The sequence below is a fragment of the Hymenobacter norwichensis DSM 15439 genome, from assembly GCF_000420705.1.
Classification (GTDB): Bacteria; Bacteroidota; Bacteroidia; order Cytophagales; family Hymenobacteraceae; genus Hymenobacter; species Hymenobacter norwichensis.
The window spans coordinates 421,775-447,769 of the sequence record NZ_ATVL01000007.1 but is presented as its reverse complement, the minus strand read 5'-3'; the positions used below and the strand labels follow the sequence as shown (position 1 = coordinate 447,769).

The window sequence follows — 25,995 nt, the reverse complement described above, 5'->3', positions numbered from 1 at the left end:
CCGCCAAAGTTAAACGGCCATTCAGACCTGCAACCTAGCCGTTCCCTCCTACTCCAGTTCCCGCACGCGGCTCTGCACTTGCTTGAGCATCCGGCGGTTGAGCTGCACAAGCAGCTTGCGGCAGCGGCGACTGATTTCCAACTCTTCGGCCGTAACCGGCGTGATTTCCACGGCATCTTGGAGGGCGGCTACGGCGCGGGTCCGCAACTTCTGGCTGAGCAGAATGCGCGCGAGGTCATATGGGTACTGAATGCGCTGCGGCTCCAACTCGTGGGCTTTCAGCAGGGCATTGACGGCGGCATTGCTGCTGGCGCCATCGGGAGTGCCGCCCAAAAATAGCCGGGAGTATACCCGCTCAATCAGGTTGTAGTGGTCGACGCGGAAGTGCCAACGGCCCAGCAGCTGCCAGGCGTCGGCAAAATCGGGGCGTTGCTCCACGGCCTTGAAAACGTAGGGCTTCATTTCCCGGTAAGCCAGCAGCCGGGCGCGGGCTGTGAGCAGCGTGGCTTGGTTAGCCAGGGCTAACGCCTCAGCATAATTGCTTTCGGCCCCATCGGGGCGTACCACCAACGCACGACTGGAGTAGAGCCGGGCAGCCGAGAAATAGGCAATTTTCCGGGTTTCGTCGGTGTAGCGGGCCCCAATCCGGACGCTGAGTACGGCGGCCTGCCATAGGGCTTCGTAAGTGGCCGGAGCTTTGGCCAGCACCTGCTCGTACTTGGCCAGCGCCTCCGACTCTTTGTATTGTGCCTGGAGAGTTCGGGCTTCGGTGAGCAGCTTTGCTACCTCCGTGGAAAGCGGTGCCTCAACCGGCGCCTTGGCTTTGGGTTTAGGCTTGCGGAACTGCCCGCTCACCGGCCCGGCATTCAGCCCGGTCAGCACTACCAGCACCAACAAACAACCAAACAGCTTCCTCATACAGACTCAGCCACAAAACTGCGGCTTTTACTTCAAATAAAGTGAAACGCCCTACCGGATTACGGTAGGGCGTTTCACTTTAGAATAGTTTGAGCTGCGACTTTGGCGTTTTAAGTATAGCCTGAGCTTGGGCTATTTCATCCGCCGATATATCCACGGGACCGGTCAACTCGGGCAGCGGACCCTTGTGGTCGTTGGTAGCACCGGCGGCATCGGTATCGGGCCGGGGACCGCGCTTTTTGGGGGCTTCGCGCCGTTGCGGGTCAGGGCCTTCGTCGGTAATCAGCGTTACACTGTGAATTTTGTAATAGTTGAGCTTGTTGCCCATGGCCTTCCAGCCTTTCACATCGATGAACTCGTGCAACAACAGCTTTTCGGCTTCCTTGTCGGCCTTCTTATCACGCTGGAACTTGATTTCTGCCACCGGCTCGGGATAAGCCGTAGCAGCCAGCATCTTGGAGCCTTTCGTTTCCGAAATGAAGATAAAGCGCTTCTCTAAGGTGCTGGTTTCAATCTTGAACCGCTTGACGTAATGAATTTTGGTGTCGCCTTCTACATATACGGCACTTAGCACCGTATCGGGCTCAAACTTGCGGAGCAGCACGATGTTGGGCACATCGAAATGGTGGGCCGGATCAGCAGACTTCATTTCGTACGAACCGTCTTTGTACACCACTAGCAGGCTATCTTCGGTATCGAAAGCGCCCAAGTAACGGCCGTGGCCGGCGGTATTGAGGCGGCCCACTACGGCATCGAAGAACGTTTCGCGGCCGCCCAGCGTCGAGTCGCCTCGGCTTTTCTGCACGATTTTCTTGATGGGCTGCTTGGTGACGATGTTGCCCATCGAGCCTTTGCCTTTGATGGCCAGCTCGGCAAAATCGAAGTCGAACTGCTTGACGCGGGCCTGCGCTTTATCACCGAGTTGGATGCTCACCACCTCTGATTCAGAGTTGGGGTTGGCTGTGAGGTAGAGCGTTTTGGTACCCTTGGTACCCTTGGTGAGGTCGTACACTTTGTCGCGGGTGATACCCGAAACCAAGAAGCGCTTGGCAAACGCAATGCCTGAGGCCCCATCGAGGTAGACCATGTTGTACACCAGTCGGTCGTCGTTTTTGTTGTACACGCCGGCGTACAGAATATCCTTACCCACGAAGGTTTTCTCAGCAATGCGGCTCACCGTGAACGAACCGTCGCGGCGGATGGCAATGATGTCGTCGAGGTCGGAACAGCTGGTAACCTCTACCGCCTTTTCGTCTTTTTTCAGGCCATAGCCCACAAAGCCGTCGGCGTAGTTCACGTAGAGCTTCTGGTTGGCCACCGCCACTTTCTGAGCCGTCACCACGTCGAAGGTGCGCAGCTGGGTTTTCCGCTCCCGGTTCTGGCCGTACTTCTTCAGCAGCCCTTCAAAGTAGTTGATGGCGTAGCGCGTGAGGTTGGCCAAGTGGTCGGCTACTTCTGCCAGTTCACCTTCCAGGCGCTGAATGTACTCGTCGGCCTTGAAGCCGTCGAACTTGGAAATGCGCTTGATGCGGATTTCGGTGAGGCGCGTCAGGTCGTCTTCGGTGAGGGCGCGGCGCAACACAATGCGGGTGTCGTTGGCTTTCTGCTTCTCCCCATCAATGCGCACAAACTTGCGCAGACCGGCGTCGATGGTTTGCAGAATATCTTCCCAAGTTTCGCACTCCTCTATTTTGCGATAGATGCGGTTTTCGATGAAAATCTTCTCCAGCGAAGCCGAATGCCACTTTTCCTCTAGCTCTTCCTGCCGGATTTCCAGCTCCCGCTCCAAGAGGCGCAGTGTTTTCTGGGTGCTCAGGCGCAGCATGTCCTCCACCCCCACAAAGCGCGGCTTATCTTCGATAATAACGCAGGTGTTGGGCGAGATGCTGATTTCGCAGTCGGTGAAGGCGTACAGCGCGTCCATGGTCAAATCCGGCGACACGCCCGTAGGCAAGTGCACCTGAATTTCCACGGCCGCCGCCGTATTATCAACCACCTTGCGAATCTTGATTTTGTTGGCTTCCGAGGCCTTCACGATGCTTTCCATCAGCGCCGTGGTGGTGGTGCCGTACGGAATATCACGAATGACCAACATGGTTTTGTCGGCCTTCTCGATGGTGGCGCGCAGGCGGATTTTGGCCCCGCGCAAACCGCCGTTGTAGTTGGTTACGTCGCAGAGGCCGCCGGTTGGGAAGTCGGGGAACAGTTGAATATCCCGGCCCCGCAGCACGTCGATGCTGGCTTTGCACAACTCGCGGAAGTTGTGGGGCATGATCTTGGTGCTCAAGCCCACCGCAATACCCTCCACACCCTGCGCTAGCAGCAGCGGAAACTTCACGGGCAGCGTGGTCGGCTCGCGCTTGCGACCGTCGTAGCTCATCTGCCACTCCGTGATGTCGGGGTTGAACACCACATCCAGCGCAAACTTGCTCAGGCGGGCTTCAATGTAGCGGGGCGCAGCAGCACCGTCGCCGGTCCGGATGTCGCCCCAGTTTCCTTGGGTTTCAATCAGCAAATCCTTCTGCCCCAGGTTCACCATAGCGTCGCCAATGGAGGCGTCGCCGTGGGGGTGGTACTGCATCGTTTGCCCGATTACGTTGGCCACTTTATTGAAGCGGCCATCGTCCATTTCCTTCATGGCGTGCAGAATCCGGCGCTGCACGGGCTTGAGGCCATCCTCAATGGCAGGCACGGCCCGCTCCAGAATCACGTAGGAGGCATAATCCAGAAACCAGTTCTGGTACATGCCGTTCACGGTGGCTACGTCGTGAATGGTTTCGCCGGGCGCGAATTTGGGCTGCTCTTCTACTTCCTCAGTTATGGGTTCGGGCTGCGTTACGGCTTCCACGTCGCCGCTGGTTTCGGAGAGCAGCAGCTCACCGGCCTCGCTTACGACCGATTGCGCGCCTTCTTCCGCCGGAGTTGGGGCATCGGAGTCGGTCCCGAACTCAAACGAGTCGCCGGCACCGAACAAATTGGGTTGTTCTTCAGAATTCAGGTCTTGGGGGTTGTTCTCTTCTGACACAGTAGGGTGTGGCGCTTGCCACGGTTATTGTTCTTGTACCTCTCTCCTGCTTTGCCAGTTGAATAAACAATTAACAAACAGAAGGTTAAAACTGGAATTACGCCAGATCTTCTTCCGGCACCTCTTCTACCGGCAGCACGTCACTCGTTACTAAATCCTTCTCCAGCCGCAGGTTCTCGATGATGAATTCCTGGCGGGCCGGCGTGTTTTTGCCCATGTAATAGGTGAGCACCTGCTGAATGGAACGGTCGGATTGCAGAATCACCGGCTCCAGCTTGATATTGTCGCCGATGAACTTGCCGAACTCGTCGGGGCTGATTTCGCCGAGGCCTTTGAAGCGCGTCACCTCGGGGTTGCGGCCCAGTTGGCGCATGGCCTTCTGCTTTTCCTGCTCGTTGTAGCAGTAGATGGTGGTTTTCTTGTTGCGCACCCGGAACAGCGGCGTTTCCAGGATGAACACGTGGCCGTTGCGCACCAAATCGGGGAAGAATTGCAGGAAGAATGTGAGCAGCAGCAGCCGGATGTGCATGCCGTCTACGTCGGCGTCGGTGGCAATTACCACGCGGTTATAGCGCAGGTGCTCGATGCCTTCCTCGATGTTGAGGGCGTGCTGCAAGAGGTTCAGCTCCTCGTTTTCGTACACAATCTTCTTCTTCAACCCAAAGCAGTTCAGCGGCTTACCGCGCAAGCTGAACACCGCCTCGGTTTCCACGTTGCGGCTCTTGGTGATGCTTCCCGAAGCCGAGTCACCTTCGGTGATGAAGAGTGTGGTGAGGGCCTCGGCTTCCTGTTTGCCTTCGCCGAGGTGGAAGCGGCAGTCGCGGAGCTTGCGGTTGTGCAAGTTGGCTTTTTTGGCGCGCTGGTTGGCTAGCTTCTTCACACCAGCCATGTCCTTCCGCTCCCGTTCGTTCTGCTCGATGCGCCGCTTGAGGGCGTCGGCAGTAGCGGGGTGCTTGTGCAGGAAGTTGTCGAGGTGCTCCTTTACAAAGTCGAGAATAAAGTTGCGCACCGTGGGAGCGTCGGGGCCCATGTTCATCGAGCCCAGCTTGGTTTTGGTCTGGCTCTCAAACACTGGTTCCTGCACGCGCACCGAAATGGCCGCCACAATTGAGCCCCGAATGTCGGCGGCGTCGTACTCCTTCTTGTAGAACTCGCGCAGGGTTTTCACCACGGCCTCACGGAAAGCCGCGAGGTGCGTACCACCCTGGGTGGTGTACTGGCCGTTCACAAACGAGTAATACTCCTCGCCATAATCGTTGCCGTGGGTCAGGGCCAGTTCGATGTCCTCTCCTTTCAGGTGGACGATGTCGTAGCGGCGGCTTTCCTGGTCGATTTTGCGGGCCAGCAAGTCCAGCAGGCCGTGCTCGGAAAAGTACTTCTGACCGTTGAAGTTGATGGTCAGCCCGGCGTTCAGATAAACATAATTCCAAATCTGATTTTCCAGATACTCCGGGATGAAACGGTAGTTGCGGAAAATCGTATCGTCGGGCTGGAACGTCATCAGCGTACCGTTGCGCTGGCTGGTTTTCACCGGCTTTGGGTCCTGCACCAGGTTGCCCTGCGAGAACTCCGCCGCCTTCATCAACCCGTCACGCACCGACTGCACCAGAAAGTAATTGCTGAGCGCATTAACCGCTTTCGTACCAACCCCGTTTAAGCCCACAGACTTCTGAAAGACTTTGCTGTCGTACTTGCCGCCGGTGTTGATTTTGCTTACTACATCGACCACTTTGCCCAATGGAATACCGCGCCCATAATCGCGCACTTGCACGCGCTGGTCGGATATTTTGATGTCGATGGTGCGGCCATGACCCATGACGTGTTCGTCAATCGAGTTGTCGATAACTTCTTTTACCAACACATAAATGCCGTCGTCGTAAGCAGAACCGTCGCCGAGCTTACCGATGTACATGCCGGGCCGCAGCCGGATATGCTCGCGCCAGTCCAAGGACCGGATGCTGTCTTCGGTGTAGCCATGGTCGGGTACGGCCGCGATAGGTGCTTCTTGTTCAGCCATCAGGAAAACCAGTAATCAGATTCAAAGTAAAATAACGCAGAAAATCCCCCGTTTCCACGCCTCGTTTCGCTAGCCAAGTTAGCAAAACCTTGGCTTTTGTCCACATTAAACGCGCCTTTATTCCCTGTTTGTTCCGTTTGGTCGCTGAAAAGCGAATTTTCCCTCCCCTCGATTTCCCAATAATTTTAGCACATGCAACCCCCTTCTACTCTTCATCATTTGCCGCCACCCAGCCACAAGCCCAGTGAGCCGGTAAAGCAGTCTGCCGCTATTCAGTTTGCCTTCTTCATGCTGGGCGCGGTACTGCTAGTGTACACCTTGCGCGTCCTCGATGACATTCTGCTACCATTAGTTTTCTCGGCTTTGTTTGCGCTGCTGCTTATGCCACTGTGCAGTTGGCTGGAAAAGCACGGTGTAGGCCGGGTGTGGGCCATTATCATCTGCCTGCTGGTGCTGGTATTGATATTTGCGGGCATCATTGTGGGCTTTGGCTCGCAACTCACGCAGTTTAAAGACGAGCTACCTAAGCTGCAAACCAAGCTAATGGAGTTTTTTAACAACGCGCAGGAATGGGCCCAGCTGAAGTTCGGCTATAAGCCCATGAGCCTAGACGAAGTGAAAGATTCCACGCTGAAAGTCCTGAAAAAATCGGGCGGCTCGTATTTGGGCACCACGCTTAATACCACGTCGGCAGTGCTCGGCAACTTGGCGCAGGTTTTCATCTACATCTTCTGCTTGCTGCTGTACCGCGACCATCTGCGGCAGTTTATGTTCCGGTTTGTGAAGCCCGAGAAGCGCACGTCGGTGCTGCACACCGTGGACAGCATCCAAACGGTGGTGCAGGCTTACATTTCGGGCCTACTGAAGGTTATTGCCATTGTGGCTATTCTCAATGGCATTGGTTTGCTGGCGCTGGGAGTGAAATTTGCCATCTTCTTCGCCATTTTCGCCTCGGTACTGGCCATCATTCCCTACATCGGTATCATGATTGGGGCGACGCTGCCGGCCATCATTACGCTAGTAGAAACCGGTTCGCCTCTGAAAGCGGCTGGGGTAGTGGGCGTGTTTATAGCGGTGCAGTTCTTGGAAGGCAACTTCATTACGCCCATGATTACCGGCTCCCAAGTAAGCATCAACCCACTGGCCGCCATCCTGGCCTTGATTTTGGGCAATGCCCTATGGGGTACGCCCGGCATGATTCTGAGCATTCCGCTGATGGCCGTTATCAAGGTGGTGCTGGATTCCAACAAAACCACCGAGCCCTGGGGCTTCCTGCTCGGCGACACGGCCGAAGGCGAAGACTCCACCAAACCCGGCAACCAGGGCCCTAGCGCCATTGGTAAGCTGTGGGCCAGACTCAGGGGAGCACCTTCGTAAGCAAGACAGGTCAATAGTGGATTCAAAAAGGGAGGCTGCCATCTGGCAACCTCCCTTTTTTGTGCGTACCGAAGCCGATTACAACGCCAGTCGGTAGGTTTCCATCAGTTCGGCGGTGGCGCCAAAACCTTCTTTCTGATTGAGCAAGCCCGGATTTACCACTCCCTGCACGGTTGATATACCGAAGGACAGCCGCCGGTACTCGGTGGCTTTTTCCGTGATGATGCGAGCCAGCACGGCATCGACGGCTCCTGCCTGCTTGCCGCGGGAGTTACCGGCAATGTATTGGGTATGTACGAAGTTTTGGTGCCGGTCTTGAAACACCAGCACGCCGGCTACCAGCTCATGGCCCAGCCACGCGCCCCAAAGCTCTAGGTTGCCAGGGTTCTGGTCGCGCAGGCTACTAATTTCAGCTAGGGTATGCACCGGCTGACGACCATGCACTGCGGCCAGCGTTTCGGTGAGCAGTTGCCAATACGGCGCGTAGTCGGTGTTGGTGGCTAGTTGCACTACCACGCCGTGCAAACGAGCTTTGCGTAGGTTGCCACGCCGCCAGGTGCCAATGTGCACGGGCTGCGTCAGGTCTAGCACCGAGTTCATCTCCCGATTACTAAGCTCGGCACCTTGCTGATGCAGCCAGAACGCCTGGTTTTCGGAGAACTGCTGACAGAACACCCGGGGCACCGGCCGTACCAGCAAGTACCGAAAACCGGCCGTTTGCCAGGCTACCCGCAGCAAATCCAGCATGGCAGCAGTTTCGGCGTATTTCACGCCCACGGCGGTTACCAAGCCACCGTAAGCTAAGCCAGGGTGTGCCACCAGGGTAGTGGGCTCGGTGGTGGTATGGGCCACCGCCGCCACAAATACAGCCCGTAGCTTCGAGCCCTGCCACACCAGCCAAGAATGGTCCTCGAACCGGTCTTGGTGGTAGTTGAGGAAGGTACGCGCGAACAGGAAGGGGCCATTGGCGGAACTGGCTACCAAGGCGTTCCAAGCAGCAACCTGTGTGGGTGTGTAGGGTTCCACTCGCAGACTGTGGGGTAGGTCCAAGGGCATATTCATTCCGTGGTAGGCTGCCCAGCCAGGCCCCGGAAGGTAGCATAGTCGCGGATGTAGCTGGCCTCGGAATAGGGCTGCGACGCCAGGCAGAGTAGCACCGCTTGGTGGTGGAAGCGGATGGTACGCCAGTAAAGCCCAGCCAGGTACAGGCCCTCATCGGGCCGGGTGAGGGTGAAGTGCAGGCACGCACCGGCCGGATTTTCCAGCGTGATTTCCAAGCTGCCGCTCACCGCAAACAGCACCTGCTCTAGGGCGCGGTGGGCATGGTGCCCGCGCAGCACCTCGTCGGGCGTGAGGTAGGTCCAGTAGGTGCGGGCCACTTGGAACGGCAGTGCCGGTGGGGTAGCGGTGGTGGTGAAGCCCGTGTGGGCGTCGCCGGTTTGCGGAAATTTCAGTAAACGTGGGGCCGACGGCAGGGCTTCAGAAACCTTCATACGCAACAAAGCAGTGAGTCAATATCTACTCGAACGGGCCGAATTCGTGGCTGCCGACAACAGGGCCGGGATGCCCAAAAGTAGCGCTAATCAAACGCACTGCCAACCAAGGAATGCTATGCTCAGCAGGTATGCTTTCCAGCCAGTTCAGCACACAAACCTAAATTTTATACTTGGGGGTCGGCAACCTGTTGTTGGTCGGGAAGGTATAACACACCAAGCCGGACGGCCACAGGCTGTCGGCATTCCTCCTTTCCACGACCAAATTTTTCAATCATGGCTATCATCACCGGCGAAACCTCCCGCGCTTACAACGACTTAGTAGAAATCAACAAGACGGCGGCCAAAGGCTACCAAGAAGCGGCTGAAGAAGCATCGAGCGCCGAGTTGAAATCACAGCTCAGCAAAATGAGCCAGCAGCGCGCCCAGTTTGCCTCGGAGTTGTCGCAGCACGCGCAGCAGTACGGCATCAACCCCGAAGAAACCAACACGATTGAAGGCTTAGCGGCCGATGCCGCTGCCGCCGTACACCGTGGCTGGATCAATATCAAATCGGCCATTACCGGCCAAGATGATGCCGCCATCCTAGGCGAGTGCGAAACTGGCGACGCCACGGCGCTGTCGGCCTACGAAACAGCTTTGAAGTCAAACGAGTTGCCAGCTGAAGCCCGCACCGTAATTCAGAAGCAGCACGGCGAGATTCTGTCGGCTAAAAACTGGATTACTCAGCAAAAATCGACCGTACGCTAAGCTTTAGAAGTTGCTTTTACTAAAAAGGCCCGCATTGTGCGGGCCTTTTTTTGTACCCGCAAACGCCTTTCTGCTACGAATTTGACGGTTGCGCCCTGCCGGATTTCCACTCAACGCAACCATCCATAGGGTTATCTTTGTTATCATTACTACTTGCCTTAGCTAATTTCCGCTACCCGATACCGCGCCGCTTTTGTACGCCATCATTGACCTTGAAACCACCGGGGGCCAGCCCGCACAGGACCGCATCACCGAAATTGCCATCTTCATTCACGATGGCGAAAAGGTAATCGACCAGTATGAGACGCTGCTCAACCCCGGCCGGTCTATCCCGTTCTTTATCACCCAACTAACCGGCATCTCCGATGACATGGTGCGCGACGCGCCCAAGTTTCATGAGGTGGCCCGCAAGGTGGTGGAAATGACGGAGGGCTGCGTGTTTGTGGCTCACAACGTGCGCTTCGACTATAGCTTCCTGAAAAAGGAGTTTGCTGACCTAGGCTACAACTACTCGCGCAAAACGCTGTGCACGGTGCGTTTAAGCCGGTCGTTGATACCAGGCCAACCTAGCTATAGCTTGGGCAAGCTCTGCCAAAACATTGGCATTCCACTCAATGGCCGCCACCGCGCTGCCGGCGACGCCGCCGCTACTGCCATCCTCTTCGACCGGCTCCTAAAAATCAGCCAGCAGGACGAAGCTCTCCACAACCCCACCATTTCGGCGGCTGATACGTTGGCTGCTGTGGATGCTACTGCCCCTAGTGGCCGCCGGCCGGTACCCGCGGCCGATTCAGAAGCTCCGGCCGCAACCACCAAGCAGCCCTCGGCTCGCAAGATAAAGGCGGTACAGGAAGCCATTAAAACCGCGCTGCTGCCGGCCAACATCACCCCGGCTAAAATGTCGACGCTACCGCACTCGGCGGGGGTGTATTACTTCCACAACGAAGCTGGGGAGGTAATTTACGTGGGCAAGAGCATCAACATCTACAAGCGGATTTTGCAACACTTCGCCATTGATTACAAGTCGCGCAAGAGCATTGAGTTCAAGAACTCCATTTCCGATATTACGTGGGAGTTGACTGGCTCGGAGTTGGTGGCGCTGCTCTACGAGTCGCACGAAATCAAGCGGTTAAAACCGCTGTATAACCGGGCGCAACGCCGCTCGGTGTTTCCAGCCGGCATTTTCCTACGGACCGACGAGAACGGCTACAAGCGCCTCTACTACGGCCGCGCCGACGACCACGCCGAGTCGCACCCGCTGATTGCGCTGGGCAACCAGTACAAGGCCAAGGGGTTCTTATTTCATAAAGTAGCCAAGTTCAACCTGTGCCAGAAGCTCTGCGACCTGTACAAAACCACCGGCTCGTGCTTCGACTACCAAGTGCACCGCTGCAATGGTGCCTGCATCGGCCTGGAACCCGCCGAGGAGTACAATGCGCGCGTGGAGCAGGCTATCGAGTCGTTTACGTATGAGCACGGCTCGTTTGTGGTGATTGGCAAGGGCCGTTCGGAGCTGGAAAAAACGGTAGTATTGGTGGAAAACGGCCGCTATTTAGGCTTCGCCTACGTGGACGAAACCTTCTCGGCCCGCAACATCAACGACTTCAAAGAGGTCATTACGCGCTACAACGACAACAAGGACGTGCAACAGATTATCCGGCAGTACCTGCGCACCAAGCACAAAGACAAGGTAAAGCTCTTTAAGACTACTTAAACCACATCCATTTTTCATTGCAGCCCGCCCAGGTACTCACACCTGAAGCGGGCTGTTTTTATATAGGCTGCCAAGTATTAGCACTACATAATGCGCCCTGGCAACATCACATATTTATGTGATAAGAAATAGGTTGACACAGGGCAGGGCAAAAGTTTAGATTTACGCTATATCAATTACTTCCAACTCTTCCTTGCCATGAGCCAATTATTACCCACAGTCAGTCCACCACCCGCTAGGTACATTGACCACATGCAACGGCGCTACCGCTGGGTAGGTCCTCGGGGCCGTCATTGGTATTATGTGGCATTGCGGACCATTCTGGAACGCCATAGCCTGAAATGGCTATACTAAACCCTAACCGATTTGTGCACAGGGGCAGAAAAGCAGACTGACGGGCCGGTGCGGTAGGACAAGCAACGAATGTGTTATACGGTTTCGGCTTTCTGCTGGCATTCGCGCAGCCACTGCACGGCATGGGCTTCGTCGTTGAAACGCCGCATTAAGTAAGATTGTGAGGCTTGGCTTTCAAGTTGTTGGAACGCCGGAATACCTTGGGTAAGCAATTGATAGCTAGGCGAAAGCAACTGGCTCATGTACACCTTACTGCCCAACTTGGCGCTGAGCTGCGGAAAAAATTCATAAAGACCCCACTGCGTAGTTTCTTCGTCGGCAGGCAACCGGCGGCGGCCGTCGAGCAGCCAGAATGGGCACCGGAAGTGTTGCCCTGCCGCCAGAATCACTTGGTAGCCTTCCCGGGTCTCGACAGCTGAAACTGGCCGCATCCAGCGAGCTACCAGCATCCGTAGGTCGTCGCGGTAGGAAATAGCCAGGTAATCTGGCGTTGAAAAGTGCTGCATACAATAGGATAGAACCGCAAAGATAAGGACTGCGGGTAGTTGGCCTACGGTATGTAGTGGGCTAAAACAGCCGGTGCCGCAGTAGCCAGCCAGCGCCATCAAATTCGGTGGCTGCGGGCACGTACTTCTCTACTTTCACGGGGCGGGGTACCCGAATGGTGTTACCGTCGCCGCTGTCGAATACAGTAATACGTGTCCGGCTGGGCGCATTTTCCAGCGGAGCAGTTACCACATCCTGCCCGGCTCCGTCATAAATGCTGAGCGTGATGCCCGAAGTGGGCAAGACCCGCAGCTCGAAAACGTCGTTGCCGCCCAGTCCAAACAGCTTCACTGTGCTGGTTTCGCCCGTTTTAAACACGCGCCGCCCTACCAAACTATCCAGGCAGGCACAGCCGCGCTGATACACGCTAACTTGGAGTTGCTGCGGCGTGGGAGCCTCCACTACAAACCGCTCGGGGGCATCGGTGCCAGGCACTTCCACGTGGCGGGCCAGCAGCTCATAAAACTTGTTGGCCACGGCTGGCAACTGGCGGCGTCGGCTTCGGAGCTTGCTACTGAACTCCTCTCCCGCCAGCGCATACACCTCCTGAGGCCACACGGTCAGCGCCTGTTTGATGACAGCGTCGGAGAGCTGCTGCCGCATGGAATCGGCAATTTGCTGGAAATCTTGTCGGCTGAGATACACCAGCAACGACTTGTCCATAGGCTCGGCGGCACGGTTGAGGCCAGCCACATCATTGAGCTTAATATCGTTGTCGAAGGTTTGGTAATTAGACTTCACCCAGCCTATCATGTGGGTCAGCAGACCATCATTAAACTTGAAAAAAGCGTGGTCCCGGTCGCGCGGAATGGGTCGGTACTGCGTTCCATTACTGGGAGTTGGAAAGCTGGCCCAGCGCCACTGGTCTTCGCGCCGGCTCCAGTCGCCGAGCCACATATCGAACAACCGGGCCCGCAGATACGGGCGAGCTTCCACCCGATACTGGGGTGTGGTTAACAGGTTAGTGAATACCCGGCGGGAGCTTTCTACTAAACTGGAATTGCCGAAGCTAGCCACGGTGCTTTGGTCGCCCTCGGGTCGTTCTTCCAGCAAGTATAAGGCATTGGCAAACGCCGTCCGAAATTCGCCTAGTGCGGGGTCATCGGCCACATATACCAGTACAGGATTGGTGTGGTACACGCCCACAGCCTCGGCCAGGGTGGGCACAATGTAGGCGCCATAGGGGTTGATAACGCTGGTTTGGTCTTTCATTAAACGACCGATGGGGCCGTTTTGCAGCTCTTCGGGCAGGGCCTTGGTGGCATCCTTGTCCACGGAGCGTAGCACGTATTGCCGGCCGTCGGGGGCAACCAAACGCAGGTTCTTGGTTTGGAACGAGCCTCCCTCCCGCACCGGTGTTAGGCCGCCCGGCACGGCAGTGCGCAGGTTGAACACGGGCACGGTAATAGGCAGCCCCCACAGCTTGCGGTAGTGCTTGCCCCAGAAAAACTGATGCAGTGCCGACCGTTCGTATTGCGGCCCTGCGGCCACGCGCACCGTGGAATCGGCTAGAATTTGAGCGGGAGCTGCCACTGGAGTAGGCGCGGCCGGCGCAGTACAGGCTGGGCACGTAGCCCAGGTACATAACCAACCAGCAAACCAGACCCGACGTGTAATAAGGGAGAGTAACACAGCGTAATGAAGCAGCGCCATAAGGTCGGACACCAGCCTTATACCGCAAACCAACCCATAGGGGTTGAACTATTGTGCTGTTTACTTGACAAATCTGACTTGAGGCAACCTCAGCCCTAGCGACGGGAGCCACTACTGGTACAATCATCACTAACTACTGGCCAGTATCTGCGTTCAAGGAAGCAAGCCGCGCTTTTCGCCCCGCATGAAATATCCCTACCCTCTTGCTTTCGTTGTTTTTTTTGCCGCGGGCTGTGCCCGTCAGAAATTCTTTCAGCCCGATGCTCGGCCTGACTCTACGCCGTTGGCCGCCAATGCCGACAGTGCCCGCGTAACCGCCGGTCGTCATTATAAAAGAGGCCCTATTGGCCGCGTATTACTAGGCCCCCACCACCGCCCGGCCTGGACCCAAGTGGTTACGCTACCAGTACTAAAGCCAGCAACAGTGGTACCAGGAGGGCTGCAACCAGGCAAACTTGGGGGTGGATTTCAAACAACCAGCATGACGGTGCTTGACCGCAACGGCCAGGGTTACGCGCTCCGCTCTATCGACAAGAACCCGTACCGTACGCTACCTAAAGTACTGCGCCACACATTCGTGCTAAATCTAGTGCGCGACGCTACGTCGGCTGGGCATCCATATGGCGCTTTTGTGGTGCCACCGCTAGCTGAAGCAGCCGGGGTACTCCATACAAGCCCCCGCCCTTTCTACGTCAGAGCCGATGAAGATGGGCTTGGCAAGGCGTCGGAGCTATACCGGGGCCGCGTGGTGATGCTGGAAGAAAAGCTAGAGAAGCAGGTGAATATTGCCGGCCGCGTACCGGGTGCCACTGCGCTGGAAGAAAGCGACAATATGCTGGAACAGCGCTATGCCTCAAACAAACACACCATCGACGAAGAAGCATTCGTACGGGCGCGGTTGCTTGATTTGCTGATTGGCGACTGGGACCGGCACGAAGGGCAGTGGACCTGGGCCGCCTACCCCGCCACGCAGGGCAAAACGCGCTGGGTGCCCGTGCCACAAGACCGGGACCAAGTGTTTTTTCGATTCAATGATGGCCTGATTCCGTGGTTAGCTAGCAAGTTTGTGCGCAAGTTCCAAACCTTTGGGCCCCGCTACGAAAGCATTGAGGGCTATACCCGCAACGCCCGCTACCTCGACGAGCATGTACTTACTGAACTGAACCGCAGTGCTTATCTGCTCATCGCCCGCGACCTGCAAACACGCCTCACCGATGCAGTGTTGGAAAAAGCGGTGCGCCAGGGGTTGCCACGGGAACTATATCAGCAGGAAGGCGCCGAAATGGTAGCCGACCTGCGGGCCCGGCGCGACGCCCTCCCCAAAGCCGCCGCCCGCTTCTATGAGCTGCGAGCCAAGAGCGTGCTGGTAGCCGGCACCGATGAAGAGGAACGGTTTGTAGTGGACCGCCTCCACGACACGCTCACGCTGGTATCGGTATACCGCATCCCCGATGGCAAAAAGGACCTCAAAACGGACTCGCTGTTGTACCGCCGCAGTTTCAACCCTGCCTACACCCGTCATATCAACCTATACGGGTTGCACGGCGACGATATATTTGAAATACGTGGCTCGGTGCGGCGCAGCCCGTTCGTAAACATATACGGCGGCCCCCAGGAAGACTTGGTAGTGGATGAGTCGCGGGTAAAAGGATTGCGCCGCAAGACTCGTTTCTATGATACAGCCCGCAACAACGAGTTTGAACCCGCTCCGGAGTTAAAAGACAAAACCACCCGCGGTGTCAAGTCACACGCCTTCGACCGAGACGGCTCGGGGAGGTGAGTAGTGAAATTATGAAGTGGTGAGTTTGCTATTCAGTTCGCGCCGTTTGCGCTATGTATAATAGCAAACTCACCACTTCACAACTCACCACTTCACCATCTCCAACTCGGCTAGCATATCCAGCACCATGTGTTCGGTGGGGGTAAGCAGGTCGTTTTTAGCGGGGTCGGCATCGTGGCGGCGCAGGTAGTCGATGAGCTTATCGGAGTTGAACAACTCAACTACCTGCGGGTGGATGTAATACTTCGAGCAGACGGTAGGCGTGTTGCCCAGTTCGTGCGCCACATCTTTCAATGCCCGTTTCAGGGTTTTGGGCTTTGGGAATTCTGGTTCCTCGTTTATAACAGCTTCTAGGCACTCCACCATCTTCACGGTGCCGCCCCAAGTGCGGAAATCCTTGGCCGACAGCGCCATACCCGTTGTTTGCTGCAAATACTCGTTCACATCGCCTGATTCCAGTTCGGCGCGGTGCCCGTCGGAAGCATAATACTGGAACAGATGCTGGCCCGGAATTTCCTTGCACTTCTGCACCAGCTTGGCCAGTTTTCGGTCGTGTAGCGTGAGGTCGTGGGGTACACCTTTTTTGCCCACGAAAGCAAACCGCACATCAGACCCACTCACTTGCACGTGCTTGTCGCGCATGGTGGTTAGGCCGTAGGTTTTGTTTTCTTTGGCGTATTCCTTGTTACCAATACGGATATATGACCGGTCCATAAGCGTAAGTACCAGGGCTATTACCTTGGTTTTATCGAGCTGCGGGCGGCTTAAATCCTTCTGCATCTGTTGGCGCAAATCGGCTAGCTTTTCGCCGAAAGCCCGCAGCCGGCTGAACTTGGTAAGGCTGCGCGCTTGGTCCCAGGCGGCGTGGTAGCGGTACTGCTTGCGGCCCTTAGCATCGCGCCCGGTTACCTGCAAGTGGCTGGTCGGCGAATCGGAAATCCACACGTCGGTCCAGGCTGGCGGAATTACGTAGCTATGAATCCGGTCCAGCACTTTGGGGTCGGTAATCAGTTCACCCTTGGCCGTGTGGTAGCTAAACGCCCCATCGGGGCCGGGCGTGCGCGTAATGGCGGGTTTGTTATCAGTACGGTAGCGTAGGCCCGCCAGTTCGGCTTGTCGGGCAGGATCTTTATAGAGTTCGTGCGAATCGGGCAAGGGCGCTAGACGCTTCTTTTTGGTTTTAGTGCGCGGGTGGGTTTCAGTAGGCATGAGGATGCAGGAATTACGAAAAAGGATACCAACTGCTATAGCGGAGCCAGCCGGAATTTCGTGTACGGCAGATACTGCGGAAAGGTCTTTGTCGTTTGACGCTTGCTTTGCTCTATTTCAATACTGGTAGATGAGTAGCAGCAGCGTTGTGCTTGCCTGCAAATTTTTCTAGCTGATTTTCTGCTCTCTATCAGCAGCGGCGCTCAGCCGGCAACATGAAGGGTTCTGGTGCCGTATCGGCATTTCTGGCATCATTTTCCCTTGTTCAGTGCAGTCAACTGTTTTTTCTTCAATTATTATCAGCTAATGCGCCTTTTTTCTCTCAAGCCTCTACTCTTTTTATCGTTGGCAGCTACCCTCGGAAGCACTGCTGCCTGCACCGATGATAACGGCAACCCGGTTCTGTTTTCCATTGAGGACGATAAAGCCTTAGGCGAGCAGGTGGCTGCCCAAACCGACTCGACGTACCGCGCTAAAGGTCAGCTGCTGGAACGCAGCACTGCTGCCAACCAGCGGGCCTACACCTTGCTGGACGGCGTAGTGAATAAAGTACTGAACTCGGGTGAGTTGCAGTACCGCAACGACTTCCCGTGGGACGTAAAAATCATCAAGGACGACGCCACCCAGAATGCGTTTGCTACGCCCGGCGGCCATATTTACGTGTTTTCGGGTTTGATTAAGTTTCTGGAAACCGAAGACCAATTAGCCGGCGTATTGGGCCACGAAATTGCCCATGCTGACCGGCGCCACACTTCGCGTCAGCTTCAGCAGCAGTATGGCATCAGTTTGTTGCTCAGCTTGGTAGTAGGCGACAATCCAGGGCAGTTGGTGAACTTAGCTGCTAACCTGGGCCAGTTGAAATTCAGCCGCGACTTTGAACAGGAGGCCGACCAGTATTCCGTTATCTACCTCAATAAAACCACCTACGCTTGCGACGGAGCAGCTGGCTTCTTTATTAAGGCCCAGACCCAATCCCAAAACAACCCACCTGTTTTTCTGAGTACCCACCCCGACCCAGGCTCCCGTGTACAAGCCATCCAGACGAAAGCTACTGAACTGAACTGTCGGCAGCGCACTAGCTCCAACGACAACTTCAACGAGCTAAAGCGCATTATCTAACAGCAGTTGCTGGGTAGCACTGAGTGCCCAGCAACAGGCTCCTGGTTGTAGTATCCGGCAAGGTCAGCTGCATAAGCAGCTGACCTTTTCTATGCAGGAGGGTATCAAATTCTGCTCTCCCGCGTACTTGCCGGTATGTCTATACTCAACAAGATTGGCGACTTAGCCGACCGCGCCGACGAATTCTTGACCCGCACCCGCGCCCGCCTGGGGCTGCTGCACCCACTCCAGATTGTGCCCTACCGCAGCTACGGCACCCCCGACCGCCTTTACGTAAAAGGCCGCCTGCTCACCGATAAAGGTATTGGTGAGCCCGGCGAAGGAGATTCGCGCTTCCACAACCTGCTAAATATGTACCGCCGTTTCGAGAGCAACGAAATCAGCGGCGCCCAAATGCGGGTGCAGGATGCCGAGGGCGTAGACCACCCGATAGTCACCGACGACGAAGGCTACTTCACCCTGAATATGGCCCCCAAGGTGTTACCCGAGCCGGTTGATTTTATGTGGTATCCGGTGGAAGTACTGCTGGAGAAGGTGCCGCACCCGTTCAGCGCGCCGCCCAACCTACGGGCGGCTGCTCCCGTGCTCATCCCCCCCGACGACGCCGAGTACGGTATCATTTCCGACCTCGACGACACAGTGATTCAAACCTCGTCTACCAATCTGTTGCGCATGGCCCGCATTGTGCTGGTGCGCAATGCCCATTCGCGGCTGCCGTTCAAGGGCGTGGCCGAGTTTTACCGGGCCTTGCAGCTGGGCCGCAACGGCAAGCGTAACAACCCGTTTTTCTACGTGAGCAGCTCGCCTTGGAACCTGTACGATTTACTGGAAGACTTTCTAGCCCTAAATAAGATACCACCCGGCCCACTCTTGCTGCGCGACTTTGGTATCGGTAGCAAGAAACCCGGCCACCAAACGGCCCACCATGGCCATAAGCTCAAGGAAATCGACAACCTGTTGTTGACCTATCCGAAGCTCAACTTTGTACTCATCGGCGACTCGGGCCAAGAAGACGCCAACATCTACCGCGAGGTAGTGCGCCGCCACCCCGGCCGCATCCTAGCCATCTATATCCGTGATATTTTCCGGGCCGACCGGGCCACGATGGTGGAGGGCGTAAGCGAAGAACTGCGCAACGACAAAGTGGAAATGCTGCTGGTACAAGACACCGTGCAAGCCGCCGAACACGCCGCTAGCATTGGTCTGATTCATCAGGAAGCCCTTCCGGCCGTGCAAACCGAGAAGCAGAAAGACGAAGCCGCCGACACCGACGGCAGCACCGACGATGAAGGCACCGGCAAGCCCGTAATGGAATAAGCGGTGAAATTGTGTAATGGTGAGATGGTGAGTTTGATGTTAGGCTTGCACTATTTGCGCAGCTAAAACATCAAACTCACCATCTCACTACTACACAATTTCACCTTTAGCTGGAGTGGTCGGCTACGATAACCCACTGGCCGTTGAGGCGGCGCATCACCAGCAAGTATTGGCCCTGTAAGTCGCCGAGTCCGGGGCGGGTGAGGTGCCACTGCCCTACTACGTGGGCTGCATCGGGGCCATCGGGCGTAACGCGCAGGTTGGCAAAGCGGAGCTGGCCCATAGCGGCGGGGTTGGGGTAGCTGCGGCGGTAGTTGTCGAGGGTGGGCTGCCAGCCATAGGTGAGGCCGCTCTTGCCAATAAACACCAACGAGTCTGACTCCCAATAGCCCTTCATGAAGTTGGCTACGTCGCCGCGGTTCCAGGCGGCAGTTTGGGTGGTCAGCAGTTGAATGATGGCGCGGCGCGTTTCGGCCGGCGTTTCAGTGGCACTAGTGGCCGGCGCGGAAGTACAGGCGGCAAGTAGTGCCAATGTGGAGGCTGCAAGGAAAGCTTTCATGCCGCTCAAGATACGGTGTGGCTACTAGCAGAACCAGTGTTCCAGTAACTGGCATTCCAACTTCCGCGCATCAAGCGGCAATTATTCCTCTCCTACTAACTCTGCCACGTACTTCTTGCCACCCAAGCGGCGCATGTTGCGCAATACCCGTTGCTGTTTGGCGCGGGCTTGTGGCCCAGGGTTACTGGCCCGGAACCGCAACGGGTTAGGCAGCACGCCCGCCAGCAAGGCCGCTTCTTTGGCCGTTATCTTATCGGCCGACTTGTGGAAATACCGCTGGGAGGCGGCTTCTACGCCAAAGGTACAGTCGCCCATTTCGGCCACGCTTAAGTACATTTCCATGATGCGCTGCTTGTCCCAGAGCAGCTCAATGAGCACCGTAAAATACGCCTCGGCGGCTTTGCGGATGTAGCTGCGGCCTTGCCACAGAAACACGTTTTTGGCCACCTGCTGCGAGATGGTACTGCCGCCGCGCAGCTTCTTACCACCGCTCAGGTTATACTTGGCCGCACTCCACAGCGCGTTACCATCGAAGCCGTGGTGTAGCAAGAAGCGCTGGTCTTCGGCGGCAATCAGCGCCAGCGGCACCTCCGGCGACACCTCATCCAGGGTTTTGAAGTAGTAGTTGATGCGCCGGTCCTCTTCCTGAATACCGTAGTAGCCTTTGCCTACCGGCGCATACGCGCGCCGGTCCAGCATCAGCCAAGTAGCCGGCGGCGACACCCAGCGGTACATGAGCACCCAAACCACCGACGTCAGAAACAACGCCGCTACCACTTGCAACAGCACCTGTTGGGTCTGCCGCCGCACTTTTTTGTAATCCACTGCCAAACCGAAATACCTTAGAGCCGCCCCCGGCCGAAACAGCCACGGGAGCGGCAAAAGTAGCGGTTTTCAGTGCTTCCAACGAGAAATTTCACTGGTTGCCGCGTGCCTCGCCAACACACTCAGCCGTGAGCCAACGAGCTGCTAGCTCAACTCCACCATAGCCTTGATGACGCCGGTGGCCGGGTTGAGCCAGCTGGCAAACTCCTGCTGCACCTCCCCAAACGGCACGCGGTGCGTGATGTACGTGGTAGGCTGCACCAGTCCGGCTTTCATGGAAGCAATAACGTGCTCGAAATCCTGACGGGTGGCGTTGCGGCTGCTCATGAGCGTGGCTTCGCGCTTATGAAACTCGGGGTGCGAGAAGCTCAGCTCGCCTTTCTGCAAGCCCACCAGCACGTAGCGCCCGCCGTGCGCCAAATAGCTGAAACCATTATTAATGGCCTTCAGACTGCCCGTGGCGTCGATTACCACCGTGGGCATATCGCCGTTGGTGATGCTGCGGAGCTGCTCCAGCACGTCGGGTGCCAGAGCGTTGATGGTGTGCGCCACTTGCAGCCGGTCCTGGCAGAAAGCTAGGCGCTGTTCGTTGATGTCGAGAGCAATGACGTGGGCACCGGCAATGCGGGCAAACTCCATGATGCCCAATCCGATTGGTCCTGCGCCTACTACCAGCACGTACTCGCCGGGTTTCACGCCGGCCCGCCGCACACCGTGCGCGCCTATAGCCAGGGGTTCCACCAAGGCCAGCTCATCGAAGCTCAGACCTTGTCCGTGCACCAGCGAATACGCCGGCACCGACAGATACTCACCCATACCGCCATCGGAGTGCACGCCGCACACATTTATCTGGGTGCAGCAGTTAGGTAGGCCCGAGCGGCAGGCAATGCACACGCCGCAGTTGAAGTAAGGAATAAACGTCACGGCTTCGCCCAACTCGAAACCCGGCACCTCTGAGGCTAGCTCCCCGGCCAGCTCGTGCCCCAGTACCCGCGGGTAGGCGAAAAATGGCTGCGTGCCTTCGTAGGCATGTAAATCGGTGCCACAGATGCCAATGCGCCGAATCCGCAGCAGGGCGTGCCCTTCCTCAGCCACCGGCATGGTGCGGTTTTCGTACGCAAATTGGCCGGGCTCAATACAAACGAGAGTATTCATTCTGATGGTTGATAGTTGTTGGCGGCTAATTGGTTGCGGCTAGTTGACTGTTAGCATGTTAGACCCAGCTTCTTGGCTTTCTAAATCAAGCTAATAATCAACTAGCCGCAACCAACCAGCAACTTAAAGCGAATAAAAAGCGGTGGCCGTGTCGCCCCAGAACAGCGCCTGTTCGGGCGCCGAGAAACTGGTCAGGTACTCCTGCACCAATCCTACTACGGCATCGTAGCCGCCGGCTACTTCGCACACCGGCCAGTCGGAGCCGAACATTACCCGGCTGGTTCCAAACGCCTCGAACACTGTATCTAGGTAGGGCCGGAAGTCGCAGGACTGCCAAGCTTGCCAGCGGGCTTCCGTCACCATGCCCGACACTTTGCACCACACGTTTTCGTGGGCGGCCAAGGCTTTGAGGTCGGCGGCCCATTTGTCGATTTGCTGGGCTTTGATGTCGGGCTTAGCAATGTGGTCGAGTACGAAGCGCTGATTGGGAAACGCCGCTACCAGTTCCTGAGAATACCCCAACTGGTCGGGGAATATCAGCAAATCGTAGGTGAAGTTCAGTGATTCCAGCGCCGCAATGCCACGCCGAAAGTTGGGCGTCAGCATGAGGGCGCGGTTGGCCTCGCCCTGCAACACGTGCCGGAAGCCCTTCAGCTTCTCGAACTGGCGGTAATAGCCCAACCGCTCCGCTACGTTTTCGGCTTGCAAATCCACCCAGCCCACTACGCCTTTGATGAAGCTGTGCTGCGCGGCATTGGCTAGTTGAAATTCGTTTTCCGCTTCCGACTGGTCGGACTGCACTACCACGCAGCCGTCCAGGCCGTTGCGCTCTAGCACCGGCTGCAAGTCGGTAGGCAAAAAGTCGCGTTGAATAGCGGCCATTTCCTGGTTGATCCAGGCGTCGCGCACGGGCTCGTACTGCCAGAAATGCTGGTGGGCGTCAATCTTCATGGTGGTAGGAATTTGCGGTTGGGAAGGCAAGGTACTGCACCGCTACGTCACGAGTTTTCCCAAGTTTCGTTGAGCACTGGCTGCAAAATCTGCTGCACCTCCTGTAGCAGCGCCGCGTCGAGGGGCTCAGTAGCCCATCGGATATTGCGTAAAATGTTGTCGGGCGTGGCCGTGCTGACCAGCGTGGTGGCGATACCTGGGTGGCTGACCGAGAACTGCACGGCGAGCTTCTCAATGGGATACCCCTGGCGTTTGCAGAAAGCCGCCGCCTGCCGGGCGTGCTCCTGCACCTGCTCGGAGGCCGGGTGCCAGGCGGGCGCCCCCCGTTCTGAGAGCATGCCCATGGCCAGCGGCGAGGCGTTGATGACACCTATCCCCTTGGCCTCGAAAAATGGCACGTAGTCTTTCAGGGCCGTATCGTTGAGGCAATAGTGGCAGAAGGATAGCACGGTTTCCACGGTGCCGGGCGGCACCCGCTCGATTACGTAGCGCAGTTGCTCCAGCGGCAGCCCCGTAATGCCCACGTGCCCCACCACCCCAGCCGCCTTCATCGACTGTAAGGCCGGCAGCGTCTCGTTAATTACTTGGTCCAAGTCGCTGAACTCGATGTCGTGCACGTTGATCAGGTCGATGTAGTCAAGGTGCAGCCGGGATAGGCTTTCCTCTACGCTTTGCACGGCGCGCGCCCCGCTGTAGTCCCAGCTTTTCACCCCGTTTTCACCGTAGCGGCCCACTTTGGTAGACAGGTAGTATTGGTCGCGCGGCAGCTGTTGCAGTGCCTTGCCCAGCACCGTTTCGGCCTTCAGGAAGCCATAGTAGGGCGATACATCAATGAAGTTGATGCCGTTTTCGACGGCCGCGCAAACCGTTTCAATGCCTTGTTGCTCGTTGATGTCGTGGAAAACGCCGCCCAACGAAGAGGCTCCTAAGCTTAGGCAGGAAACTTCCATGCCTGTTTTCCCTAATGTTCTGCGCTCCATACGTGCCGTAATGAAAATGAACCGCCAGCCATGCTTACGCTTCAGCTAAGTAGGTGGGGTGTAGGCAAAAGTAGAGGCGCAGTTAACTCGCACAATCGATTGTATTTAAGATAATTCCGCAAACCTTTGCGCAAAGGTTTGTGAAAGAAAATAACAGTAACATTGTTTTTCTCTTGCCGCAGAAGTGGAAATTGGCGCCTTCCTAATGCGGCAGCTACTTTCACCAGCAAGGGCTTCTGTTCATTTTCAACTCTCAAAACAAGCGGTAGCATGAGCAAACGGCACGTCTCTCTGAAAACCCTGGCTCAGACGTTAAATGTGTCTATTTCCACGGTTTCGCGGGCGTTGCGCAACCACCCCGATATCAGCGCCGAGCTAACTCAGAAAGTGCAGGAACTGGCACAAGAGCTGAAATACAGCCCCAACCCGCTGGCCATCGGGCTGCTTAAAGACCAGTCGAATACCATTGGCGTTATCGTGCCCGACTTGGTAACGTATTTCTTCTCTTCCATCATCAGCGGTATTGAAAGCGTGGCTAATGAGCACGGCTACTACATTGTAATTCGGTGCAGCTACGAGAGTGCCGAAAAAGAGAAAGAATGCCTCGACAACCTGCTAAAGCTGCGGGTGGCCGGCGTTATTATGTGCCTGGCGCAAGAAACCCAAGATTACTCGCACTTTAGCAACCTGATAGAAGAGCAGGTGCCCCTGGTATTTTTCGACCGGGTGTGCCGCTCCGAAGAGGTTTCGACTGTAGTGGTAAACAACCAGGAAGCTGCCCGGCAGATAACGCGCCATTTCTTTGAGAGTGGCTACCGCCGCATTGCCCACATTGCGGGGCCCGCGCAGCTCAACATCACGCAGGAGCGGATTCAGGGCTACCAACAGGGGCTAGCCGAGTGCGGCCTGCCTTTTGATGACAGCCTGCTAGTACATTGCGACCTAAGCATACCAAGCGCCACCGAAGCCACTCAGCAACTCCTGGCCCTCCCCTCCCGGCCTGATGCCATTTTTGGGGTGAACGACACCACTGCCTTTGCGGCCATGAAGGAAATCAAGCGGCAGGGCCTGCGCATTCCTGCCGACATAGGGCTGGTTGGCTTCACCGATGAGTTTCACGCCACAGTAGTAGAGCCCACGCTGACTTCGGTAATGCATCCTACCTATGAAATGGGCCGGGAAGCGGGGCTGCTATTTCTCAAGCAGATAAACCCTCAAGTGGAAGTGGCGCCCCAGCAAACGGTCCTCACCACGCAACTGGTCGTTCGAGAATCATCAGTTAAGTAGACCAAGAAATTTCACGCGCTGGTGTCATTAGCGTGAGTTTGACTTCGCAAAACTCTACACAGCTTACTGCTACTATGTGACCAAGTATTGCCAAAGGCCTATTTTCCTTGCCGCCACAACGAATTTGCGGCAAGGAAGCCAAGTCGCTGTTTTTTTGTTTGTAGCTTGTCGGGGCTGTTAGCGGGATATATCCTGGCCAGCTTCCTACAACAACACAACTGTGCGATGTTGCTTGTGCTAGCTGCGTACTGCCAAGCAATACCTTTCAATTTGCCTTACTAGCTAGTATGCGTCAGCTTGCTTTGTTTCCACTCAACCTCGTCGTATTTCCCGGTGAGAAGCTCAACCTACACATATTTGAGCCTCGCTACCGCCAATTGGTGCGCGACTGTATTAGCGAGGGAATTACATTCGGCATTCCTCCCTACCTCAACGAAGCAGTGAGTACCCTAGGCACCGAAATGCAGCTAGTGGATGTGGAAAAAAACTATACCAGTGGCGAAATGGACATTCGGACCCGGGCCGTTGGGCTGTTTCGGATAGAGGAATTTTACCGACAAGCGCCGGGCAAGCTCTACGCGGCAGGTCTGGTAGAAGACATTACCGACGATGCGCGCCCGGATATTGTTCTGCAAGGCCGCATTGCCAGTCATTTGCAGCAACTCTACGATGTGCTCGGCTTACGCAAATTGATGCAGGAGCTGCCCCCCGATTACCGCATCTACGATGTAGCGCACCATCTGGGCCTTAGTACCGAGCAGGAATACCAACTGCTAGAAGCGGGTACCGAGATGGAGCGACAGGAAATTGTGCTCGAACACCTAGACCACATTCTGCCGGTGCTAATGGAAACCGAGCGGTTAAAGGAAAGAGTGCGGTTGAATGGCCACTTCAAAAACCTTACACCTCCGAATTTCTAATACCAGCGCCCTAAAACGAACGTAAGCAGTTGGTTTGCACGTATAG

General features: G+C 56.3%; 21 protein-coding genes. 8 read left to right on the top strand and 13 right to left on the bottom strand.

Going from position 1 to position 25,995, the window contains the following annotated elements:
* Window positions 1-48 precede the first annotated feature (48 nt).
* The 3 genes from G536_RS26890 to G536_RS0108055 form a co-directional block, all read right to left on the bottom strand.
* Complete coding sequence (locus G536_RS26890; protein WP_157530491.1) at window positions 49-918, bottom strand: tetratricopeptide repeat protein; 870 nt, start codon at window positions 916-918, stop codon at window positions 49-51.
* A gap of 79 nt (window positions 919-997) precedes the next feature.
* Window positions 998-3,739 carry a DNA gyrase/topoisomerase IV subunit A gene (locus G536_RS0108060; RefSeq protein ID WP_281170604.1) on the bottom strand — a complete coding sequence of 914 codons (2,742 nt, stop codon included), beginning with the start codon at window positions 3,737-3,739 and terminating at the stop codon, window positions 998-1,000.
* A gap of 301 nt (window positions 3,740-4,040) precedes the next feature.
* Window positions 4,041-5,960, bottom strand: a complete 1,920-nt coding sequence (locus G536_RS0108055; RefSeq protein ID WP_022823081.1) for a DNA topoisomerase IV subunit B — start codon at window positions 5,958-5,960, stop codon at window positions 4,041-4,043.
* Between the two features lie 192 nt (window positions 5,961-6,152).
* Here G536_RS0108055 and G536_RS0108050 point away from each other — a divergent pair, with 192 nt between their 5' ends.
* On the top strand, window positions 6,153-7,337 hold the full coding sequence (locus G536_RS0108050) for an AI-2E family transporter (RefSeq protein WP_084708530.1): 1,185 nt from the start codon (window positions 6,153-6,155) through the stop codon (window positions 7,335-7,337).
* A 78-nt stretch (window positions 7,338-7,415) separates the two neighbouring features.
* Here G536_RS0108050 and G536_RS0108045 read toward each other — a convergent pair whose 3' ends face one another.
* Both G536_RS0108045 and G536_RS0108040 read right to left on the bottom strand, forming a co-directional pair.
* Window positions 7,416-8,393: a GNAT family protein gene (locus G536_RS0108045; protein WP_169515059.1), complete on the bottom strand. Its 978-nt coding sequence runs from the start codon at window positions 8,391-8,393 to the stop codon at window positions 7,416-7,418.
* A 2-nt stretch (window positions 8,394-8,395) separates the two neighbouring features.
* Entirely contained in the window at window positions 8,396-8,830 is a 435-nt protein-coding gene (locus tag G536_RS0108040) for a sugar 3,4-ketoisomerase (protein ID WP_022823078.1), read from the bottom strand.
* Between the two features lie 276 nt (window positions 8,831-9,106).
* On the opposite strand from G536_RS0108040, the gene G536_RS26885 reads away from it, so the two are divergent.
* Both G536_RS26885 and G536_RS0108025 read left to right on the top strand, forming a co-directional pair.
* Entirely contained in the window at window positions 9,107-9,580 is a 474-nt protein-coding gene (locus G536_RS26885) for a PA2169 family four-helix-bundle protein (RefSeq protein WP_022823076.1), read from the top strand.
* A gap of 193 nt (window positions 9,581-9,773) precedes the next feature.
* Entirely contained in the window at window positions 9,774-11,294 is a 1,521-nt protein-coding gene (locus G536_RS0108025; RefSeq protein ID WP_022823075.1) for an exonuclease domain-containing protein, read from the top strand.
* Window positions 11,295-11,722: 428 nt separating this feature from the next.
* Here G536_RS0108025 and G536_RS0108020 read toward each other — a convergent pair whose 3' ends face one another.
* Complete coding sequence (locus G536_RS0108020; RefSeq protein ID WP_022823074.1) at window positions 11,723-12,154, bottom strand: hypothetical protein; 432 nt, start codon at window positions 12,152-12,154, stop codon at window positions 11,723-11,725.
* Between the two features lie 61 nt (window positions 12,155-12,215).
* Window positions 12,216-13,727: a hypothetical protein gene (locus tag G536_RS0108015; RefSeq protein WP_022823073.1), complete on the bottom strand. Its 1,512-nt coding sequence runs from the start codon at window positions 13,725-13,727 to the stop codon at window positions 12,216-12,218.
* 304 nt (window positions 13,728-14,031) lie between these two features.
* Between G536_RS0108015 and G536_RS0108010 the strand changes: the two genes are divergently transcribed.
* On the top strand, window positions 14,032-15,627 hold the full coding sequence (locus tag G536_RS0108010) for a hypothetical protein (RefSeq protein ID WP_026879955.1): 1,596 nt from the start codon (window positions 14,032-14,034) through the stop codon (window positions 15,625-15,627).
* Window positions 15,628-15,711: 84 nt separating this feature from the next.
* Here the strand turns inward: G536_RS0108010 and G536_RS0108005 are convergent, their stop codons facing one another.
* Entirely contained in the window at window positions 15,712-16,836 is a 1,125-nt protein-coding gene (locus G536_RS0108005) for a DNA topoisomerase IB (RefSeq protein WP_022823071.1), read from the bottom strand.
* 306 nt (window positions 16,837-17,142) lie between these two features.
* Between G536_RS0108005 and G536_RS0108000 the strand changes: the two genes are divergently transcribed.
* Window positions 17,143-17,955 (top strand): M48 family metalloprotease, encoded by an 813-nt coding sequence (locus G536_RS0108000; RefSeq protein ID WP_022823070.1) that lies wholly within the window; start codon window positions 17,143-17,145, stop codon window positions 17,953-17,955.
* Between the two features lie 135 nt (window positions 17,956-18,090).
* Window positions 18,091-19,272 (top strand): App1 family protein phosphatidate phosphatase, encoded by a 1,182-nt coding sequence (locus G536_RS26880; RefSeq protein WP_022823069.1) that lies wholly within the window; start codon window positions 18,091-18,093, stop codon window positions 19,270-19,272.
* A 106-nt stretch (window positions 19,273-19,378) separates the two neighbouring features.
* On the opposite strand, the gene G536_RS0107990 is transcribed toward G536_RS26880, so the two are convergent.
* The 5 genes from G536_RS0107990 to G536_RS0107970 form a co-directional block, all read right to left on the bottom strand.
* On the bottom strand, window positions 19,379-19,831 hold the full coding sequence (locus tag G536_RS0107990; RefSeq protein WP_022823068.1) for a YybH family protein: 453 nt from the start codon (window positions 19,829-19,831) through the stop codon (window positions 19,379-19,381).
* Between the two features lie 81 nt (window positions 19,832-19,912).
* Window positions 19,913-20,656, bottom strand: a complete 744-nt coding sequence (gene mtgA / locus G536_RS0107985) for a monofunctional biosynthetic peptidoglycan transglycosylase (RefSeq protein WP_051166916.1) — start codon at window positions 20,654-20,656, stop codon at window positions 19,913-19,915.
* A 144-nt stretch (window positions 20,657-20,800) separates the two neighbouring features.
* Window positions 20,801-21,811 (bottom strand): zinc-binding alcohol dehydrogenase family protein, encoded by a 1,011-nt coding sequence (locus G536_RS0107980; RefSeq protein ID WP_022823066.1) that lies wholly within the window; start codon window positions 21,809-21,811, stop codon window positions 20,801-20,803.
* Between the two features lie 123 nt (window positions 21,812-21,934).
* On the bottom strand, window positions 21,935-22,762 hold the full coding sequence (locus G536_RS0107975; RefSeq protein ID WP_022823065.1) for an amidohydrolase family protein: 828 nt from the start codon (window positions 22,760-22,762) through the stop codon (window positions 21,935-21,937).
* A gap of 47 nt (window positions 22,763-22,809) precedes the next feature.
* Window positions 22,810-23,712, bottom strand: coding sequence for an aldo/keto reductase (locus tag G536_RS0107970; RefSeq protein ID WP_211223321.1), 903 nt, complete (start codon window positions 23,710-23,712; stop codon window positions 22,810-22,812).
* A 300-nt stretch (window positions 23,713-24,012) separates the two neighbouring features.
* Between G536_RS0107970 and G536_RS0107965 the strand changes: the two genes are divergently transcribed.
* A complete protein-coding gene (locus tag G536_RS0107965) occupies window positions 24,013-25,029 on the top strand; it encodes a LacI family DNA-binding transcriptional regulator (RefSeq protein WP_022823063.1) in 1,017 nt (338 codons plus the stop codon).
* Window positions 25,030-25,316: 287 nt separating this feature from the next.
* On the top strand, window positions 25,317-25,949 hold the full coding sequence (locus tag G536_RS0107960; RefSeq protein WP_022823062.1) for an LON peptidase substrate-binding domain-containing protein: 633 nt from the start codon (window positions 25,317-25,319) through the stop codon (window positions 25,947-25,949).
* The last annotated feature ends 46 nt before the right edge of the window (window positions 25,950-25,995 follow it).